Annotated in this window: 18 protein-coding genes; 9 read left to right on the forward strand and 9 right to left on the reverse strand. The window is 74.8% G+C overall.

The window, feature by feature from the left end; all coding sequences use genetic code 11:
- The first annotated feature begins 167 nt into the window (after positions 1 to 167).
- Complete coding sequence (locus SLAV_RS03585) at positions 168 to 1073, forward strand: alpha/beta hydrolase (RefSeq protein WP_030229043.1); 906 nt, start codon at positions 168 to 170, stop codon at positions 1071 to 1073.
- 19 nt (positions 1074 to 1092) lie between these two features.
- Here SLAV_RS03585 and SLAV_RS03590 read toward each other — a convergent pair whose 3' ends face one another.
- The 3 genes from SLAV_RS03590 to SLAV_RS03600 form a co-directional block, all read right to left on the reverse strand.
- Positions 1093 to 1491 carry a Cif family virulence factor gene (locus tag SLAV_RS03590; RefSeq protein ID WP_030229041.1) on the reverse strand — a complete coding sequence of 133 codons (399 nt, stop codon included), beginning with the start codon at positions 1489 to 1491 and terminating at the stop codon, positions 1093 to 1095.
- 26 nt (positions 1492 to 1517) lie between these two features.
- Complete coding sequence (locus tag SLAV_RS03595; RefSeq protein ID WP_030229038.1) at positions 1518 to 2759, reverse strand: cation diffusion facilitator family transporter; 1242 nt, start codon at positions 2757 to 2759, stop codon at positions 1518 to 1520.
- A 109-nt stretch (positions 2760 to 2868) separates the two neighbouring features.
- Positions 2869 to 4335 carry an MFS transporter gene (locus SLAV_RS03600; protein ID WP_078950258.1) on the reverse strand — a complete coding sequence of 489 codons (1467 nt, stop codon included), beginning with the start codon at positions 4333 to 4335 and terminating at the stop codon, positions 2869 to 2871.
- A gap of 101 nt (positions 4336 to 4436) precedes the next feature.
- Here SLAV_RS03600 and SLAV_RS03605 point away from each other — a divergent pair, with 101 nt between their 5' ends.
- The 7 genes from SLAV_RS03605 to SLAV_RS03635 all read left to right on the forward strand — a co-directional run bounded on the left by SLAV_RS03605 (position 4437) and on the right by SLAV_RS03635 (position 10714).
- Complete coding sequence (locus SLAV_RS03605) at positions 4437 to 5324, forward strand: MmyB family transcriptional regulator (RefSeq protein ID WP_030229034.1); 888 nt, start codon at positions 4437 to 4439, stop codon at positions 5322 to 5324.
- 138 nt (positions 5325 to 5462) lie between these two features.
- A complete protein-coding gene (locus tag SLAV_RS03610) occupies positions 5463 to 6485 on the forward strand; it encodes a methyltransferase (RefSeq protein ID WP_030229032.1) in 1023 nt (340 codons plus the stop codon).
- Between the two features lie 53 nt (positions 6486 to 6538).
- A complete protein-coding gene (locus tag SLAV_RS03615; RefSeq protein WP_030229031.1) occupies positions 6539 to 7093 on the forward strand; it encodes a YbaK/EbsC family protein in 555 nt (184 codons plus the stop codon).
- Positions 7094 to 7234: 141 nt separating this feature from the next.
- Complete coding sequence (locus SLAV_RS03620; RefSeq protein WP_030229028.1) at positions 7235 to 7897, forward strand: hypothetical protein; 663 nt, start codon at positions 7235 to 7237, stop codon at positions 7895 to 7897.
- A gap of 125 nt (positions 7898 to 8022) precedes the next feature.
- Positions 8023 to 8460, forward strand: coding sequence for a DUF6463 family protein (locus SLAV_RS03625; RefSeq protein WP_051840698.1), 438 nt, complete (start codon positions 8023 to 8025; stop codon positions 8458 to 8460).
- 41 nt (positions 8461 to 8501) lie between these two features.
- Positions 8502 to 9047, forward strand: a complete 546-nt coding sequence (locus SLAV_RS03630; protein WP_030229023.1) for a heme-binding beta-barrel domain-containing protein — start codon at positions 8502 to 8504, stop codon at positions 9045 to 9047.
- A 122-nt stretch (positions 9048 to 9169) separates the two neighbouring features.
- Positions 9170 to 10714 (forward strand): alpha/beta hydrolase, encoded by a 1545-nt coding sequence (locus tag SLAV_RS03635; RefSeq protein WP_234333534.1) that lies wholly within the window; start codon positions 9170 to 9172, stop codon positions 10712 to 10714.
- Between the two features lie 68 nt (positions 10715 to 10782).
- Here SLAV_RS03635 and SLAV_RS03640 read toward each other — a convergent pair whose 3' ends face one another.
- Complete coding sequence (locus SLAV_RS03640; RefSeq protein ID WP_030229019.1) at positions 10783 to 11544, reverse strand: SDR family NAD(P)-dependent oxidoreductase; 762 nt, start codon at positions 11542 to 11544, stop codon at positions 10783 to 10785.
- A 123-nt stretch (positions 11545 to 11667) separates the two neighbouring features.
- On the reverse strand, positions 11668 to 12252 hold the full coding sequence (locus SLAV_RS03645; RefSeq protein WP_030229017.1) for a TetR/AcrR family transcriptional regulator: 585 nt from the start codon (positions 12250 to 12252) through the stop codon (positions 11668 to 11670).
- 159 nt (positions 12253 to 12411) lie between these two features.
- Between SLAV_RS03645 and SLAV_RS03650 the strand changes: the two genes are divergently transcribed.
- Positions 12412 to 12846, forward strand: coding sequence for a CBS domain-containing protein (locus SLAV_RS03650; RefSeq protein WP_030229014.1), 435 nt, complete (start codon positions 12412 to 12414; stop codon positions 12844 to 12846).
- A gap of 364 nt (positions 12847 to 13210) precedes the next feature.
- On the opposite strand, the gene SLAV_RS03655 is transcribed toward SLAV_RS03650, so the two are convergent.
- The 4 genes from SLAV_RS03655 to SLAV_RS03670 form a co-directional block, all read right to left on the reverse strand.
- Entirely contained in the window at positions 13211 to 13453 is a 243-nt protein-coding gene (locus SLAV_RS03655) for a hypothetical protein (protein ID WP_030229012.1), read from the reverse strand.
- A gap of 352 nt (positions 13454 to 13805) precedes the next feature.
- Entirely contained in the window at positions 13806 to 14486 is a 681-nt protein-coding gene (locus tag SLAV_RS03660; RefSeq protein ID WP_030229010.1) for a DUF2278 family protein, read from the reverse strand.
- Positions 14487 to 14705: 219 nt separating this feature from the next.
- Complete coding sequence (locus SLAV_RS03665) at positions 14706 to 16220, reverse strand: alpha/beta hydrolase (RefSeq protein ID WP_030229008.1); 1515 nt, start codon at positions 16218 to 16220, stop codon at positions 14706 to 14708.
- Between the two features lie 81 nt (positions 16221 to 16301).
- Positions 16302 to 19577 carry an amidohydrolase family protein gene (locus tag SLAV_RS03670; protein WP_425276220.1) on the reverse strand — a complete coding sequence of 1092 codons (3276 nt, stop codon included), beginning with the start codon at positions 19575 to 19577 and terminating at the stop codon, positions 16302 to 16304.
- Between the last annotated feature and the right edge of the window lie 26 nt (positions 19578 to 19603).

Here is a 19603-nt window from a genome sequence, read left to right on the forward strand (position 1 = left end):
CGCGTACGTGTCAAGAGATGCTCGGAACGGCACGGAATCGAGCAGTCTCGCGCAATTCCCGCGGACCGCGCGGATCCGGCCGGCCCGGACGGGCGCGCGCACCGCGCCGGGAAACGTCGGGATCCGTCTTCGGCCGGGGCGGCCACGCGCCGTTCTATGGTGGGCCCATGACGGAACAGAAGGCGTTCGGCGTGGGCCCCTCGAAGATCGAGATCGCGTACGAGCGTTTCGGTGATCCGCACGATCCGGCGGTGCTGCTGGTGATGGGCATCGCCCTGCAGATGCTGGGCTGGCCCGAGGGGTTCTGCGCCGAGCTCGCCTCGCGCGGGGTGCAGGTGATCCGGTTCGACAACCGCGACGTCGGGCTGTCCTCGCACTTCCCGCACGCACCCGTCCCGGACGTCCGCGCGGCGCTCGCCGGAGACCTGTCCTCGGCCTCGTACACCCTGTCCGACATGGCGGCCGACAGCGTCGGCCTGCTCGACGCACTGGACGTCGACGGTGCGCACGTCGTCGGCCTGTCCATGGGCGGTGCGATCGCCCAGACGATGGCGCTCGAACATCCGGGCCGGGTGCGGTCGCTCACCTCGTTGATGTCCACGACGGGCGACCTCTCCGTCGGGCGGCCGAAGCCCGAGGCGCTGGGGGCGCTGGCGGCGCCGGTCGCCACGGCGCGCGAGGAGGTCGTCGAGCGGATGGTGCGGACCGTACGGGTCCTCGGGTCGCCCGGTTTCCCGTTCGACGAGGCCGCGGTCCGCGACCGCGCGGCCCGCTCCTACGACCGGTCCCACGACCCCCTCGGCGTCGCCCGCCAGGCGGTGGCCTCGATCGCGGCCGGGGACCGTACGGAGCGGCTGCGCGCGCTGACGGTGCCCACCCTGGTCATCCACGGCGCCGACGACCCGATGTGCGACGTCAGCGGCGGGCGGGCCACCGCCGACGCCGTCCCCGGCGCCGAGTTCGTGACCTTCGAGGGGATGGGCCACGACCTGCCGCGCGCGCTGTGGCCGGAGATCGCCTCGCTGATCACCGGGCTCGTCCGGCGCGCGGAGGCGGTCGCACCCGTCCGCTGAGGGGACGGGGGCGGCCGGGTCAGGGCCGGTCGTACCAGGAGAAGGCGGCGATCCGCCAGCCCTGCGGGGTGCGGACGAACTGGATGGTCTTGGTGCCGCCGCCCTCGAAGGGCTCGCCGTCCAGGGTCCCGGACTTGCGGTACTCGCCGAAGCGTGACGCGATGTCACCCTCGATCTCCGTCCGCTCCGAGACCTCCCACTCGCTGAACCCGACCAGCCGGCCGTCCTTCAGCAGCCGCTCGCGGGGCTCGATGAACTCCTCCAGGGTGTACGCCGTGAACTCCGGTCCGGTCTTCACGATCACACCGCCGGGCAGCACCAGCCGGCGGAGCCGGGCCACGTCGGCGCCCCCGCCGTCCCGGTTGTCGAAGGCGGCGAAGAACTCGGCGGTCAGCGCGTCTATTTCGGTCTTGGACATGGGCGCGACGGTAACACCGCCGGGTCTCAGTCGTGGCCGGGGTGGTGGGCGAGGGCGGCGTGGGGGTCGTGGCCGCCGGGGTGGACGTGGTCCGTGTGGACCGTCGCCGCCGTCAGCCTCGGGACCGCGTGGATCAGGGCGTGCTCGGCGGCGACCGCCAGGTGGTGGGCCTGGACGACGGTCAGGTCGGGGCCGACCACGATGTCGGCCTCGGCCCGCAGGGCGTGCCCGATCCACCGCATGCGCAACTGGCCCACGTCCAGAACCCCTTCGACGCGGCGCAGCGCGCGCTCGGCGGAGTCGACGAGGGCGGGGTCCACGGCGTCCATCAGCCGACGGCCGACCTGGCGGGCGGAGTCGGCCAGGACCAGCAGGATCGCGAGGGTGATCAGGAGACCGACGACCGGGTCGGCGCCGCGCCGGCCGAGGGCGGAGCCACCCGCGCCGAGGAGGACGGCCAGCGAGGTGAAACCGTCGGTGCGGGCGTGCAGCCCGTCGGCGACCAGTGCGGCGGAGCCGATCCTGCGGCCGGTGCGGATGCGGTGGCGGGCCACCCATTCGTTGCCGGCGAACCCGGCCAGCGCCGCCGCGGCGACGGCCCAGAGGTGGCTGACGTCGCGGGGGTGCAGCAGCCGGTCGACGGCCGCCCAGGCCGCGAAGGCGGCGGAGGTGGCGATGGTGAGGACGATCAGCACGCCCGCCAGGTCCTCGGCCCGGCCGTAACCGTAGGTGTAACGGCGGTTGGCCGCCCGGCGGCCGAGGACGAAGGCGATGCCCAGGGGGACGGCGGTCAGGGCGTCGGCGGCGTTGTGCACGGTGTCGCCGAGGAGGGCCACCGACCCGGACAGGACCACGATCACGGCCTGGACGGCGGTGGTGGCGCCGAGGACGGTGAGGGAGGTCCACAGGGTGCGCATCCCCTCGCGGGAGGTCTCCATCGCCGCGTCGACCTTGTCCGCGGCCTCGTGGCCGTGCGGGGTGAGCAGGTGGGCCAGCCGGTGGCGGAGGCCGCCGGCGCGGCCGTGGCCGGCGCCGTGGTGGTGGCCGGGGCCGTGGTGGTGGCCGGGGCCGTCGCCGTGTGCGTGGCCGGGGCCGTGTGCGTGGCCGGGGCCGTGGTGGTCGCCAGGGCCGTGGTGGTCGCCGGGGCCGTCGCCGTGTGCGTGGCCGCCGTCGTGGCCCGGGCCGTGGTGGTCGCCGTGGCCGGGGCCGTGGTGGTCGCCGTGAGTGTGTGCCGGGGTGTGGGTGTGGCTGCTCTCGTTGGCCTCCATGGGTTCACCGTGGCACACGGAGCCGATTGCGGCTACGGCCGTCGTACGCCCCGTGACCAGGTGCGACGCCCTCGCAACTGCACCCGGTGGGACGGACGGCGGGGCGCGCTCAGCGCAGCACGCGCGGCAGGCGGAGGCTGAGGAGCACGGTGAGCGCGATCATGCCCAGCTGGACGAGCAGGGTCACGGTCAGGGCCGACCGCATGCCCGCCCCGGGGACCAGGGCGAGGAAGAGGCTGCCCAGGGTCGCCACGCCGAGGGCGAGCGCCGACTGCTGGGCCGTGATCATGACCCCGCCGCCCACTCCGGCGCGGTCGGCCGGGACGTCCGACAGCATCATCCGCATCAGGACGGGCAGTTGCAGGCCCTGGCCGAGGCCCGCCACGGCGACCGCGGGAGCGAGGCCGGCGAGCCCGAGGTCCGGCCAGTCGGAGCGGACGGTCAGCAGGAACAGGCCGATGCCCAGGCCCTGGAACAGCCCGCCCGCGGTGACGACCCGGCTGCCGAAGCGGCCGACCAGCCGCGGGCCGGCCAGGGACGCGGCGAAGAAGGCCACGGCCATCGGCACCAGCGCGAGCCCGGCGGCCACCGGCCCCATCCGCAGGCCCTGCTGCAGGGCGACGGCCACGACGAACATGAACCCGCTGAAGCCCAGCGAGAGGGGAACCATCAGCACCAGGCCGCTCCGCAGCGACTCCAGCCGCAGCAGGCTCGGCGGCACGAGCGGGGTACGCCCCGAGCGGTCCGCGCGCCGCTCCGTGAGGTAGAAGGCCGCGGCCGCGAACGGGAACACGGCCAGCGAGAGCCAGGTCCACAGCGGCCAGCCGGTCGCCCTGCCCTCGGTCAGCGGCAGCAGCAGGGACACCAGCGACAGGGCGAGCAGCAGCGTGCCCGGTACGTCGACCGAGGCCGGGCGGTCCGAGCGGGTCTCGGGGACGGCCCGCACCGCGAGCACCAGACCGAGGACCACGACCGGCACGTTCACCAGGAACACCGAACGCCAGCCGGACCCGGCCACGTCGGCGGCGACCAGCACCCCGCCGAGGATCTGCCCGGCGACCATGGACAGCCCGGCGGTGGCCCCGTAGAGGCTCATCGCGCGGGCCCGGCGCGGCCCCTGGGTGGTGGCCTGGATGGTGGCGAGCACCTGCGGCAGCATCAGTGCCGCGGCCGCTCCCTGGGCCACCCGGGCGCCGACCAGGGTCCAGGCCGTGGGGGCCAGGCCGCAGGCCAGCGAGGTGATGCCGAAGGCGGCCATGCCGATGAGGAAGAGCCGGCGCCGTCCGGCGGTGTCGCCGAGCCGGCCACCGAGCACGAGCAGGACGGCGTAGGCGACGCCGTAGCCGCCGACGATCAGTTCCAGCATCGCGGGGCCGGCGTCCAGGTCGCTGTCGATGGCCGGCAGCGCCACGTTGACGATGAAGAAGTCGATCAGGGGCAGGGCCGCACCCACCAGTACGGTGAACAGGCCCAGCGGGGTCAGTGCCGCGCCCGTTCCGGCGGCCCGGTCCGTGGGGCGGGAGTCCGTGGGGCGGGAGGGGGACGGATGGTTCGTACGTACGGTCGTTTCGCTCACACCCGGGACGATCCTCCAGCGCCCAGTCTGGTACCAGAGTCTCCTTATCCTGGTACCGGCACTACCTGGCACCCGGATGCCGGCTGCGGCACCCTGGAGCCATGAGCACTGTGGCCCCCGAGAGCGACGTACGCCGGCACGAGCTGGCCGATTTCCTGCGCAGCCGCCGCGAGCGGATCACGCCCGAGCAGGTCGGGCTGGTGCGCGGCCGCCGGCGGCGCACGCCGGGGCTGCGCCGCGAGGAGGTGGCCCAGCTCTCGGCGGTGGGCGTCACCTGGTACACCTGGCTGGAGCAGGCCCGTGCGATCCAGGTGTCGCCGCAGGTGCTGGACGCCCTGGCGCGCGCCCTGCTGCTGGACGCCAGCGAGCGCGCGCACCTGTTCGCGCTGGCCGACAGCACCGATCCGGCGTCGCACACGCCCTGCACCAGTGTGACCCCGGCCCTGCGCGCGATGCTCGACCAGCTGGATCCGATCCCGGCCTGCGTCCAGAACAGCCGGTACGACATCCTCGCGTACAACACCACGTACGGGCGGCTGTTGTGCGATCTGGACAGGCTGGAGCCCGAGGAGCGCAACTGCATGTGGCTCGCCTTCACGAACCCGGACTGGCGGGCGGCCGTCGTCGACCTGCCCGAGTCGAACCGGACGATGGCGGCCAAGTTCCGGGCTTCGATGGCGGAACACCTGGCCGAGCCGACGTGGAAGGCGCTGCTGGCCAGACTGGAGGCGGCCTCGGCCGAGTTCCGGGAGATCTGGGCGCGGCACGAGGTGGTCGGGCCGGGCGGGAAGGCGAAGTACATCCTCAACGCCCGGGTGGGGCTGCTCCACCTGGAGCACACCAACCTGTGGCTGGGTCCGGCGGCCGGGCCGCGGCTGGTGACGTACGTCCCGCTGGACGAGGAGAGCCGCGAGCGCCTCGTACGCCTGCGCGACCTCGGGTCCGCGGCGACCGCCGCCCCGGCCGTGGACGGCGCCCTCGCGTCCTGAGACGTCCTGAGGCGTCCCGGCGCGTCCTGCCCTGAAGTCGACTTGACGGCGGACGGCTGCGGCGAAAGCGGCCCGCCCCGCGGTGCGGCGGGGCGACCATGGCCGTGCGGCAGTCCCCGACACGACAGGAGCGCGACCGTGGCCCGTCCCGGCGACCTCTTCGACCCCTACGCACCGTCCGTACTGCACGACGTGATGTTCGGGCACGTTCACGCCGCGGCCCTGCGGGCCGTGGCCGTCCACCGGATCCCCGACCACCTCGCCGACGGCCCCCGCACGGCCGAGGAACTCGCCGCCCGGACCGGCACCGACGCCGCGGCCCTGCGGCGGCTCCTGCGCCTGCTCGCGGTCCGCGGGCTGTTCCGCGAGGACGAGCGGGGGGCCTTCCGGCTGGAGGAGAGCGGGCGCCCGCTGCGCACCGACGTGCCGGACTCGCAGCACGCCGGGGTGCTCATGATCACCGATCCGATGTTCGGGCGCTCCGCGGCCGAGCTCCCCGGGACGCTGCGCACCGGGGCGTCCTCCTTCGAACTGGCCCACGGCCTCCCCTTCTTCGAGCACCTCCTCAAGTCCCCCGCCGACCGGGCCGTCTTCGACGCCGGGATGGCCTCGCTCTCCGGCCCCGCCGACGAACCGGTTGCGGGGAGCTACGCGTTCCCCGAGGGCTCCCGCGTGATCGACGTCGGCGGCGGGCGGGGCGGGCTGCTGCGGGCCGTGCTCGACCGGGGACCCTCGCTGGAGGGCGTCCTCTTCGACCGGCCCGCCACGGTGGCCGAACACCTGCTGGACCACCCCGGGATCGCGGGACGGTGGCGGGTCGAGGGCGGGGACTTCTTCACGGCCGTGCCGTCCGGCGGTGACTTCTACGTCCTCAAGCACGTCCTGCACGACTGGGCCGACGAGGACGTTCTGCGCATCCTCGGCTCCGTCCGCCGCGCGGCGGCACCCGGGGCCCGGCTGCTGGTGGTGGACGCGGTGCTGCCCGGGAGCGGCGTTCCCCATCCGGCGGTGGAGCTGGACATCGTCATGCTGATGGTGGTCCGGGGGCGCGAGCGCACCGCCGCCGAGTTCGAGTCGCTGCTGGGGCGGTCCGGGTTCCGGCTGCACCGGATCCTGCCGACGCCCGCGCTGCCCTCGGTGATCGAGGCCGTCGCGGTGTGAGGGCGCGGGCGCCGTCGGCGTTGCCTGCGTGCGGGCGCTGTTACGGTGCGGGCATGCGCGCTCCCATCGGTTCCTTCGACCTCGCCCGGCCCGCCCCCGACTGCCTCGCCGAACTCGTCCCGCCCGTGGCGGCGGCGCTCCGCGCCCTCGCGGGAGAACTGCCCGTCGAGCGGATCGTCTACGTCGACACGGATCCGGCGGTCGCCGACACCGCCGCCTTCGTGGAGCACTACGGGCGCGACCTGCTGGACCGGTCGGCGAACTGCGTGGTGGTGGCCGCGCGGCGCGGGGGCGGGACCTCGCTCGCGGCGTGCCTGGTGCCCTCGGCGGCCCGGGCCGACGTCAACGGCGTGGTCCGGCGGCACCTGGGGGCCCGGAAGGTGTCCTTCGCGCCGATGGACACGGCTGTGGAGCTGACCGGGATGGAGTACGGGGGCATCACCCCGCTGGGTCTCCCGGCCGGCTGGCCGCTGCTGGTGGACCCCGCCGTGGTGGACATGCCGTACTGCCTGGTGGGGAGCGGCAGTCGGCGCGGCAAGCTGATCGCGCCGGGCGGGCTCTTCGCCCGGCTGCCCGGCGCCGAGGTGATCGAGGGCCTCGCGGGCTGACGGGCGCGGCGCCGAACGCCACCGTCCGCCATCGGCCGTTCGGGGCGCCACCGCCACCCGCGCCGCCGCGCCGCTCCTAGGATGGGGCGCGCCGCGGCCCCCAGTGCCGCGTTCACGCGTCCACAGGTGGGGAGCAGAGAGATGAAGCGGTTACGGGTGCTGGTGGCGATCGGCGTCCTGGCACTGGGTCCGGCGAGTGCGGGGACCGCCCGGGCCACTCCGGTGTCCGGGGCCGCCGACTGTCCGACGGCCGAGGTCTTCGCCACGAACAACACGGCGGTCATCACGGATCCCGCCGACCCCCGGCTGCGGACGCGTCTGACCCGCTTCGACCGCGAGGTGCGCGGCATCGTCCTGGCGCACGGCGCGCGGACGGCCGGTTCGACCCTCCTGGACGGGGTGTTCTGGTCCGGCGAGCAGAAGCAGGCCACGTACGAGCGGTCGCGGGAGTTCGACGTCGAGGGCGTGGGGCGGGAGGGTCTGCACCACATCGCCGACGTCATCCGCAAGCAGTACGACCAGGAGTCGGTGCTGACGTTCCGCTGCCTGCCGCGCACGGCGCCGGAGACCGACGCGGTGGAGGTCCGGGCCTTCGGGGTCAGCCCCGCCCGGCTGCGCGAGGCGCTGCTCGCCGACCCCGAGGCCCGTGAGCGGCTCGGCGGCGGCTCGGTCACCCTGGACGGGCGGTTGGTCCTCATCGCCCCGGTGGCCGACCTGCCGCTGGCCCGCAGGTTCACGGCCGCCCTCGGGGTCGACTGGAACCGTGCGGAAGTCCGTTACGGCGACGAGGAGTTCGTGGCCTGACCCGTAGCCCCCTCCCCTGGCGTCACGGCCGCGGCGGCCACGACGGCGAGGGCGGGGGCCAGGGACGGGGAGGGCGCCCGGCCCAGGAGGAACACCCAGGCGAAGGCGGTGCCGAGGAGCGCCGCGTGGACCAGCGCGTGGGCTCCCTGACCGTCTGGGCGGGGCGCAGCACCGTCGCCATCGGCGCCGCGCACCTCGTGTACTTCTCGCTCAAGACCCGGTCCCACTGGGGCGGCTGGGCCGGCGGGGCCCTGCACGGCAGGGCCGCGATCGACGACCCCGCCAACGCCGCTTCGGTCGGCGGGTTCTGGTCCCTGCCCGGCAGCTTCGCCGTGCCGCTGATCCTCCTCGGGCTGCTCGTCTCGCGGATGGCGCGCACCGGTCAGGAACCCCCCGGGTACCTGGCGTGGACGCCGGCGGCCCGGGTCCTGCTCTGCACGGCGGTCCTCGAACCGTCCGGATTCCCGCTCGGCATCGTCCCGGTGGCCCTGCTGCTGCTCGCCCGGCGGCACCGCGGGTCCGCCACCCGGACGGCTCCCGGAACGGCGGCCGCGTCCGGCTAGGCTGCGCGCCGCGGGGGAATCCACAGACAGGCAAGGTGAACATGTTCGAGTCGGTCCAGGACAATCCGTACCCCGACACCCACGTCCTCGGCGAGGGCCCCGAGCCGCACCCGCTGCTGCGGCCGGTGCTGCCGCTGATCGGGCGCTGGCACGGGCGCGGGGAGGGCGAGTACCCGACGCTGGAGCAGGACTTCCGGTACGAGCAGGAACTCACCTTCAGCCACGACGGCCGCCCCTTCCTGCGCTACGAGGCGCGCGCCTGGCTGATCGACGGGTCCGGAGCGCCGGTGCGGCCGGCGGGGCGGGAGGCAGGGTGGTGGCGGGTGACCCCCGACGCCACCCTGGAGGTGGTGCTCGCACACCCGACCGGCATCGTCGAGACCTACGTCGGCCGGGTCTCCGGGAACGAGGTGGAGATCGAGACCGGGGAGGTGGCACTGACCCCCCTGGCCAAGGAGGTCACCGCCACCCGCCGTCACTACACGCTCGACGGCGACCGGATGACGGTCGTCCACGACATGGCGGCCGTGGGACGGCCCCTGCAGCACCACCTCACCGCACACCTGCGCCGCCGCCCCTCCTCCTGACCGGCACGTGCCCGGGGGTGGCACCAGCACCACCCCCGGGTCGGATGCCAGGGGGATCGCCGCGGGACCCCCGTTCGAAGAGGGTGGAGTCACCGATCCACTCCACCGGGGGGAACCCGACCGTGCACCTCTTCCGCAAGCCCGTGCGCTGGGCCGCAACCGCCGCGTGCGGGCTGCTCGCCCTCGCCGCACTGCCCGCCCCGACCGCCGCCGCCGCGCCGGGCGGCGCGCCCGCCGTCCCCGGGCGGTATGCCCACCAGCGGCTCGACTGGCGGCCCTGCCCGTCCGGTTCGCTCGAATGCGCCTCCATGACCGTGCCGCGCGACTGGTACCACCCCGGCGCGGGCGCGGACCTCACGGTCGCGGTGTCCCGTCACCGGGCCGCCGATCCGGCCGCCCGGCGCGGTGTGCTGATGATGGCCGCGGGCGGTCCCGGCGCCTCGGGGCTGGGGCGGCCCGAGGGGCTGGCCTCGTACGCCCCGAAGCTGGCGGCCGCGTACGACATCGTCGGCTTCGACCAGCGCGGGGTCGGGGCCAGCACCAACGTGGTCTGCTCGGACCAGGACACCGTCGACGCGATGTTCGGCGGCGGCGACCTGCGCGACCGGTCGCCGGAGGCGGTGGACGGCACGCTGGAGCGGGCGCGGAAGTTCGTCCGGGACTGCCGCGCCAACTCGGGCGGCCTGCTGCCCTTCATCACCACCGATCAGGCCGTGCGTGACATGGACCTGTACCGCTCGCTGCTGGGCACCGAGCGCATCTCCTTCTACGGCCCGTCGTACGCCACCTTCCTCGGCGCCCAGTACGCGCGGACGTTCCCGCGCCGGGTCGACCGGATGGTCCTGGACAGCGCCATCGACGCCGTCGGCGGCTGGGAGGAGTTCATGACGGGGCAGCCGCTGAGCTTCCAGCGGCGCTTCGAGGAGGACTTCCTGCCGTGGCTGGCCCTCCACGACGACGTGTACCACCTGGGGCGGACCGCGCAGGAGGCCAAGGACGGCTACGAGCGGCTGCGCGCCTCGCTGCGCGACCGTCCGCTGGACCTGGAGGGGACGCCGGTCACCCCCGACCGCCTCGACGCGGCGGCGACGTCGATCATCTACAGCGGCAGCCGCTTCCCCGACCTCGCGGCCGTGCTCGGCCTGCTCCGCGACCCCGACGCCGCGCCGCCCGCCGCCCGGCAGGCCCTCGCCGCCAAGCTCAGGCATCCGCTGGGCGCGGCGTTCGCCGCGGACTTCTTCTCGGTCGTCTGCCAGGACACCCCGTGGACCCGTGACCTCGGCCGCTGGGTGGCGCGCAGCGAGGCCGACTCGCGCACCCACCCCATGATCGGGGCCCGGGAACTGTCCTACGCGGCGGTCTGTGCCCAGTGGCCGCGCTCGCGGGCGCCCGAGCCGGCGGGGAACGGCCGGGAGCTCCCGCCCGTCCTGATGCTGGGCTCCACGCACGACCCGGCGACCTACTACGAGGGCGCGGTACGGGCCCACCAGCGGCTGGCGGGCTCCCGCCTGATCACCGTGCACGGCGGCGACCACGGCGTGTACCAGGCGGGGAACGCCTGCGTCGACGGGTACGTGGAGGGCTTCCTGGCCGACGGCCGGATGCCCGCCGCGGACGCCTCCTGCGAGGGGAATCCGCTCCCGGTCCCCGCGGCGGCCCGGGGCTGATCCGGCGCGCGGCCCACGGGTACCGGCCCGGCACGTGCCCGGCCCGGCCGGTACACCCGGGCCGGGCCTCAGGCCGAGGAGCCGCTGTCCACGACGAGGTCGGCGCCGACGACCGCGCCCGCGGCGGGCGAGGCGAGGTAGAGGACGGCGGCGGCCACCTCCTCGGCCTCCGCGGCCCGCCCGAGGGGGGTCTGCGTCTTCATCCGCTCGGTGCGCTCCGCCTCCGTCTCGCCCGGCAGCAGCGACATGGGCGCGGCGGAGGCCCCAGGGCTGACGGCGTTGATGCGGACGCCCTCCTGGACGTGGTCCAGGGCGGCGGCGCGGGTGAGGGCGGAGACTGCGGCCTTCGAGGTGATGTACGCGGCGGCGCCGGGGATGCGGCGGTGGGCGCCGAGGTTGGAGGAGATGTTGACGATGGCGCCGCCGCCGTTCGCCCTCATGTGCGCGATCTCGTGCTTCATCGCGAGCCAGACGCCGGTGACGTTGGTGCGCAGCACCGCGTCCCAGTCCTCCTCGTCCACGTCGGCGACGGGGCCCGTGCCGCGCAGTATTCCCGCGTTGTTGACGGCGACGTCCAGGCCGCCGAATCGGGTGACGCTCGCGTGGACGAGGTCGCGCAGGCTGTCGGAGTCGGTGACGTCGGCGGTGACCGCTGCCGCGGCGCCGCCGGCCGCCCCGATGAGGGCGACCGTCTCCTCCAGCGGGGCCGCGGTGCGGCCCGCGGCGACCACGGACGCGCCCTCGGCGGCGAAGGCGAGGGCGATCGCCCGGCCCAGGCCGGAGCCCGCGCCGGTCACCAGGACGGTCTTGCCGGTGAAGCGGTGCTGCATGTCGATGACTCCTTCAGGGGAGGGGCACCAGGCCCTTATTTGACTGATCGGTTCAGAATTCGGTCCCGCGGAAGGGGAGCCCGAAGGCTCCCCTTCCGCGGGGTCTTCAGTCCAGCGGGGTCTTCACTCCAGCAGGGTCAGGGCCTGCTCGGCGGCGTCCCGGACCCTGGCGGGGTCGCCGCAGGCCTTGCCCACGATCCGTACGCCCTGCAGCAGCACCAGCAGCATGCGGGACAGTGCGCGGGGGTCGCGGTCCGGGGCCAGCTCACCCTGCCCCTGGGCCCGCACGAGGGCGGAGTGGAGCAGGGTCTCCAGACGGTCCCAGCCGGCCTCGACCCGGCGGGCCGCGGCCGCGTCGTGCGAGGCCAGCTCGGCGGCGGTGTTGGTGACGAAGCAGCCGTTCAGCCGCTCCTGCGGCGCGCCGGCCTCGGCGGCGAAGCGGCGCACCACCGCCCTGACCGCGGGCAGCGCGGGCCCCGGGCGCGACAGCTCCGCGAGGAGCATCAGGTCACGGGACTCGGCGTAGCGGTCCAGGGCCTTCAGGTAGAGGTCGTGCTTGCTGCCGAAGGTCGCGTAGATGCTCGCGCGGCCGATGCCGAGGTGCTCGACGAGGTCACTCACCGACGTCGCCTCGTAGCCGCGCCGCCAGAACAGGTCGAGGGCCGACTGCAGCGCGGCGTCCGGATCGAATTCCTTGGTCCTGGCCATGCCCAAGATCATAGAATGTTCTGGAACGAACAGTCAACAATCCGGAGCGGGGGCTCCTCATCCCGCCCCGGCGCGCCCCGGCGCCCCATCCGTGCTGTGCTCGTAGAGGAGGGACCGAGGAGGAGGAAGGCACGCAGTCACCGACCCAGAGGAGGAACCATGACGAGGAACCTGCGGGCCCGGGACATCATGACCGGGGACGTGCAGTGCGTACGGGAGGACCAGTCCCTGCTGGACGCGTCGCGCATGATGCGCGACCTGAACGTCGGCGCCCTGCCCATCTGCGGGAACGACGGGCGCCTCCAGGGAATGATCACCGACCGCGACATCGTGGTGAAGTGCTGCGCCGAGGGCCGGGAGCCGGCCGGGGTCCGGGCCGGCGATCTGGCCGGAGTCCTGCACTGGGTGGACGGCGACACCACCGCCCAGGAGGCCCTGGACACCATGGAGGTCCACCAGATCAAGCGGCTGCCCGTGATCGACACGGCCGGGGGCCACCGGCTGGTCGGCATGATCACCGAGGCGAATCTCGCGAAGAACCTCTCCGACGCGGACATCGCGGAGTTCGCGGTCCGCGTCTACGCCGCCAACTGACGGCCGACGGCTACCGGCTACCAGGCAGGGCTCCATCTCGCGGCCATCTTGATCCGCTGAACGTGACTGGGCGGGCGCTGCCCATGTGATCGAGGGACAGCGGGATGATCAGGTCACAAGTGGCGCGACCATCGTTCCCTGTCCCAGGTCTGCCAGGCATCCGCGCGGGCCTCCCCGTTGGCCGAGCCCTCCGGGCGGGGTTCGCGTGCCTCCAGTTCGGCGTTCGCGTTCACGTATGAGTCGGGGTGTGGAAAGGGCAGGGGCAGCGGCTCCGCCCGACGGTGCATGGTGTAGAGCCTGGAGTTGACCGAGCCGGCGACGTCCGCCGCCGGCAGGATCTCGGCCTGGCGAGGACGACTCCGCCCTATCGGACCCGGCGCCTGTCCTCGCCGGTGGCCTTCGACTCCCGGCCCCACATCCAAGCGCCCCCGGCGAGGACGGCCAGCACTCCCAGCACTCCCATGCCAGCGGTCCAGCCCACGCCCTCCAGGACGGCGACGATCAGCCCCACCAGCCCTTCCCCACCGGGGTTCTCCCCCGGGGCCGGTGGCTCACCGTCCGCCAGCATGCCGAACACCGCGCTGTGCGCTACCTGGCTTACCGCCATCTCCCTCTCCGTTCCCTGGGGAGCCCCGCCCGGCGGACCCTCACAGCCGGCCGGGCGCTCCCCCGTGTGTGATCACTCCGCACGGAGCGTCAAGTGTGCGTGCTGACGTGGACAACTGCCTACCGGGTCTCCAGTGCTGTGAGACCGAAAAGGTCGGCCGGGTTGAGGACGCTGGGCCCCTCTGTGCCGGATGAGGGGGGCCACGACGAGCACAGCAGCGAGTCCCGTACCGCTCCCGTGAACTGCGATGACGTCGGGTCCGCGATGGGACCGACGGTCTTGTTCAGGGTTCTTCCATCCAGGAACCGTTTCTCGGGGACAAGGTCTACCGTTCCCTCAATCGTCTTGGCGTTCAGGAATCTGCCGACTCCGAGCGGGGATGGCCGTCCGGGCCGGTGTGGTCCGCCTGGCTGGTGAACTTGTTGAGGAAGACGTCGTAGAGGCCGTCGGCACGGCGGGTGAAGGTGGCACCGTCCTGCCAGGTGCCGTTGTCGGGCCACCACTGGCTGCCGTACGGATCGCCCTGATTCTGGTGGATGTTGTGCATGCCCAGGCCGCCGTGGTCGAAGGGCTGGCCGAGGATCAGGATCGGACGGCCGGGAACGAGGATCGGCTCCAGGGCCCCCGCGGCGTCGAGGTTCGAGCCGGAGATCCACGGGCGGGGCGGGTTCAGCCGGTCCAGGAGGTTCTGGATCCAGGCGGGCGGGCGGCGCACGAAGAGGCAGCCGGGGCGGTCCACGAAGGCCGGGTGGCGCAGGTAGTCGACGGCGCCCGAGCCGGACGACATCGACAGGTCGTGGTAGCCGGCGGCCAGGGCGGGCAGCGGGTCGAGCTGCGAGGCGGACAGGGTGAAGGTCTTCCACTGGACGCCGGTGGCCGACTCCTTGCTGTCCACGTCTACGGCGCAGCGGTAGCGCCCGGCGGGTGCGTCGACCTCCAGGTTGACGTGGAACCAGTGCCCCTGGGTGTCGGGCTGGTCGCGGAAGTGGCTGTGCAGCGTCCCTGACAGCACGCCGTAGGAGTCGAGCGGCATGACCGCCAGTCAACCACCTCCGGCCCGTGGGCGGGGGTGACGCGCTCGGGTACCGCCGCCCGTGGCCCCGGGCGGCGCCGCCCGGTCACCCGGCCGGGCGCGCCCGGTCCGCCAGGGCCCGGGAGACCGCCTCCCAGGTGGGCTCGACCGGTCGGGTGGACCGTTTCGGGTGTCATGTACGGCGATTCTTCCCCAGGGGCCACCGGGCCGTCACGGCCCTCAGTTCGCGCAGGCGGTGTCGTGGGCCGGGCGCCGGCCGGTGGTGAGGAAGGTGGTGACGGTGCGGTCCGCGCAGGCGTTGCCGTTGCCGAGGTAGAGGCCGTGCCCGCCCTGCTCGACGGTGACGAGGACCGCGCGGTCACCCAGCGCCTCGCGCATCTTCAGGCCCTTGGAGTGGGGCGTGGAGGGGTCACGGCGGCTCTGGACCATGAGGATGTCGGACGGACCGTTCGCGGTGATCCGGGTCGGCTTCTGCTCCGGGGCGTCCTTCCAGTAGGCGCAGGGCAGCACGTTGACGGGCATGCCCGCGGTGAGGGGGTGGCGGGCCCGGTCCTCGTCGACGGCGCGCTGGCCCGCGGCGGTGCCCTCGCGCGGCCAGGCCACGTCGTTGCAGAGCACGGCGACCAGCTGGGCGGCGTCCTCGTCGCGCAGCGGCTGGGCCAGCTCCGGCGGGAGGACGGGGGTGGCCGCCGGGTCCCTCAGGGAGACGAGGAGCTTGGCGAGGGCGGGGAAGGCGGAGTCCCCGTACAGGGCGTTCTGGACGGCCTGGCGCAGGCCGTTGCCGGTCAGGGGCACGCCCGGGGTGGTCGAGGGCTGCGGCGCGCGGTCCAGGGAGGCGGCGAGGGCGAGCAGTTGCGGCTCCACGTCCCGGGGGTCGGCGGCCAGCCGCAGGCCGTCGCGGTCCCGGTCGGGGTGGGCCGCCCAGGCGGCGAAGTCGGGGAAGCGGTCGTCGGCTCCCTGGCCCATGTTGGCCAGCCAGCCCCGGGCGAGGCGGGTGGGGTCGGGGTCGCCGCTGCTGTCCAGGACCCAGCGGTCGGTGCGCTCCGGGTGCTTCTGCGCGTACACGGCGCCGACGTAGGTCCCGTAGGAGACGCCCCAGGCGGAGATCTTGCGTTCGCCGAGGGCCTCGCGGAGCCGGTCCATGTCGGCGACCTCGTTGGCGGTGGTGAAACTGCGCAGTACGGGGCCGCCGTTGCGGGCGCAGGCCTCGGCGATGCGTTCGGAGCGGGCGACGTTCTCGGAGATGTCCCCGTTGGGGGCGGGCCAGGCGCGCAGGCTGGTGAGGTAGCGGTCGCCGGCGGCCAGGCCGCAGGAGGCGGTGGTGCTGCCGCCGACGCCGCGGGGGTCGAAGGCGACGAGGTCGTAGGCGCCGGCGAGCTGCTTCTGGAGCGCGGCGCCCTTCTGCGTGAGGCGCTGGACGCCCGAGCCGCCGGGGCCTCCGGGGATGACGACCAGGGTGCCGCGGCGGGCCTCGGGGCGGTCGCTGCGCACGCGGGAGACGGCGACGGTGATCTGCGGGCCGTGCGGGTTCGCGTAGTCGAGCGGGACGGGCAGGTCGGCGCACTCCTGGGTGGCGGGGCCGCCCGGCTTCGCGCAGGGGTGCCAGGCGAGCTTGGGAAGCGGCGCTCCCGCCCCGGGCGCCGTGGCCGCCGCCGGGACGACGGCGCTCAGGGTGGTGGCGGCGGTGGCGGCGCAGAGGGCGAGGAGGAGGGCCTTGTTCCTGGAATTCGTCATGGGGCAAGCCTCGTTGTCGGCGGCCCGGACCCCCATCCGGCAGCCCGGTCGCCCCGGGGTGGGGATAACCCCCCTGGTGCGTCAGCCGTGGTGGCCGTGGGGCCGGTGGGTGCAGCAGCCGTCCCTGAGCATCTGGTGCAGGACCGGCTGCCAGTCGTGGCCGGGCCCGGCGCCGCGGGGGCGGGCGGCTTCGAGAGCGGCGCGTTCGTGGAGGGTTCCGGCGCGCACGGCCGCCCGGACGCGGACGAGGTCGGCGAAGTCGGTGAAGGGGTCGCCGTCGACGAGGGTGAGGTCGGCGAGCTTTCCCGGTTCGACGGTGCCGAGGTGCTCGGCGACGCCGAAGACGCGGGCCGGGGTGCGGGTGGCGGTGGTGAGGGCCTCGGCCGGGGAGAAGCCGTACCGGTGCAGGGCGCGCAGGGCGAGGTGGAGGTGGAGGCCGACCGGGGTGAGGGGTGCGTCGGTGCCGAGGGCGACCCGGCCGCCGCCCGCGAGGATCCGCCGGTAGACGCCGGTCTCCCGTTCCAGGGCGCCGAGTTGTTCGGCGGTCGGCGGCAGGGCGGCGGCGGCGCGGACGGCGCTCACGTCCCAGGGCGGCATCAGGGCGGTGACGCGGGGGTCGTCGGCGAGGGACGGGTCGGCGCCGATCAGCGGCAGGGCCGTGAAGGGGGTGGCGATGAGGTCGAAGCCGCCGTGGGTGTAGAGCGCGAGGGTGTCCTCGTAGGTGTGGCCGGCCGGGGTGGCGCCGTGGCCGTGTTCGGCGCGTTCGGTGGCCACGAGGTGGGTGGTGAGGTCCTGGCCGGAGGCGATGCCCTGGGCGCAGAGGTGGGAGCCGGCCCGGACGCCGAGCCGCTCGTGCGCGAAGCGGGCGGCCTGCTCCATGAAGGCGTACGGGGCGCGGACGTAGGTCTTGACGAAGTCCCAGTCGAGCTGCTGCGCCCGGGTCAGGGAGCGGGCGAGGCCCTCGGCGGTGCGGTGGGCGCGGCCCATGGCGTAGGCCACGCGGGAGCCGTCGAGGAGTTCGCCGCCGGCCAGCAGCCGGGGGGCGGTGAGCCGGCCGGTGCGGATGTCGTCGCGCAGCCGGGCCTGTTCGTGGGCGGATCCGCCGAGGGAGACGGTGGTGGTGACGCCGTAGGCGAGGTGCAGGAGGCCCTGGCGGGCGCCGTAGGTGTACGCGTACGGGTGTACGTGGGCGTCCCACAGCCCCGGCAGGACGGTGCCCCGGGAGGCGTCGACGGTGCGGGCGGCGCGGCGGCCGGGCCGGTGCGGCTCGACGGCGGTGACGCGGCCACCGCTGATCAGGACGTCGACGTCGGCGCGGGGCGGGGTTCCGGTGCCGTCCCAGAGCAGGCCGGCGTGCACGACGGTGTCGACGGGGGCGGGGCGGCGGTGGGTCAGCGCGACCGGGACGGTGCGGGGCCGCCGGGCGGGGGCTCCGTGGGCGTCGAGGACGAGCAGGCGCAGCCGGTCGCCCGACTGGTAGAGCAGGGTGCGGGAGTCGGCGGCCCAGGAGGGGTGGTCGGCGCTCTCGTCGGTGAGGCGGCGGGCGGGTCCGGTGGGGGTGCCGTCGGGGGTCACGGGCAGCAGCCACAGGGCGGATTCGGCGACGCAGGCGAGGAAGCGGCCGTCGGGCGACCAGACGGGGCCGCTGGCGTAGCCGTCGGAGAGGGAGGTGTGCGGGGCGAGGGCGTGCAGGCGGGCGGCGCCGGTGGCGGTGTCGACGATCCGGATGAGGTGGTGGCCCTCGCGGAAGCGGTGGCTGATCCGGTTGCGGTCGCAGAGGGCGATGTGGCGGCCGTCGGACGACCAGCTGGGCGGGCTCGGCAGTCCGCCGCCGCCGAGGGCCGCCACGAGGGGGGTCTCGACGGAGGTGGCGAGGTCGCGCACGAGGAGGCGGCCGGCGAGGTCGAGGCAGGCGAGGCGGGTGCCGTCCGGCGAGAGCGAGCCGTAGACGCGGCCGCCGTCGGCGAGGACGCTCTCGTGTCCGCCGTCGAGTTCGCGGCGCCGGACGGCGTTCAGCCCGTCGCGGTCGTCGGTGTGGATCAGTGCCCGGCCGTCCGGGGTCCACACCGGTCCCTGGACGTAGGCGGTCGTCGGGGCCTGGGCGATCCTGCGCGGGGCTCCCCCGGCGACGGGGACGGTCCACAGGGCGTTGAGGGCGGCGAAGGCGACGGTGCGGCCGTCGGGCGAGAGGCAGGGCTGGTGGACCGTGTGTACGGGGCGTCCCGGATCGGCCTCCAGGGCGTACTCCTTGACGCGGTAGCGGGGGCGGGGCACTTCGAGGGTGGCGTCGAGGGGAATCTCGCGGCCGGTGGTGTCGCGGTGCGGGCGGATCACCCGGAAGCGGCCGTCGAGGGTGACGAGCAGGCGGTCGTCGCCGATCCAGCGCGGGGGCGCGGGGGCGAGGTCGCCTTCGAGGGGGACGGGGCGGCCGTCGGCGTGGAGGGTCAGGTACCGGACCTTGCGGGGCCCGGGGGCGGCGGACAGCCAGGCGGTGCGGCCGGCCGGGGAGAGGGCGGGGGTCAGCAGGCTGCCGTCGGCGACGGTGTGGTCGACGCGGACGGGGCCGCGTCCGTCGGCGGCGACGGAGGCGAGGGTGCGGGCGATCAGGGTCTCCCCGTCGACGGTGGCGCGGACGAAGAGCACGCGGGCGCCGTCCGGGGTCCAGACGGGGTCGAAGTCCTCCCAGGCGCCTTCCTGTCCGGGTCCCGGCTGTCCGGGGAGTCCGGTGAGGGGGACGGGGCGGCCGCCCGTGAGGGGGACGGTCCAGATCCGGTACGGGCCGCCGTTGACGGGGTCCCCGCCGCGCTCGGAGCAGAAGGCGAGGTGGCGGCCGTCGGGCGACCAGGCGGGCGCCCGGTGGTCGAAGGGGCCGTCGGTGAGCCTGCGCAGGCGCGATCCGCCGGCGTCCATGACCCAGATGTGGAAGGCGCCGCCCCGGTAGGCGCTCATGGCGATCCGCCGGCCGTCCGGGGAGAACACCGGGCGGCCCGGCTCCAGGTCGGGCGGGGTGAGGCGGGTGGCGGGGGCTCCGTCGGGGGGCAGCGACCACAGGACTCCCTGGGCCTCGGCGACGACGCGGTCCCCGGTGGCGGTGGCGGTGGCCGCGCCGTTGGTGGCGCGGGTGAGGCGGACCCGGGCCGTCTCCCCGGCCGCGTACGCACCCGCCACGGCCGGGCCGGTCGCGGCCGCGGGGGCGGCGCCCGCGCCGGTGCCGTCCGGGCCTGCCGGGCCCGTGGCCGCCGCGGCCGCCGGCGGGTGGCCGGCCAGCGCGGCCAGCGCCGCCACCGGGGCCGCCCGTAGAACCGTCCTGCGCGCCACCCGCACCCCGACCACCCGTCCCGTCGTCCGTCCGACCACCCGTCAGGGGAGCAAACGATCAAGAC

Origin of the sequence: Streptomyces lavendulae subsp. lavendulae (assembly GCF_002803845.1) — a bacterium.
In the GTDB taxonomy this organism is placed as follows: Bacteria; Actinomycetota; Actinomycetes; order Streptomycetales; family Streptomycetaceae; genus Streptomyces; species Streptomyces lavendulae.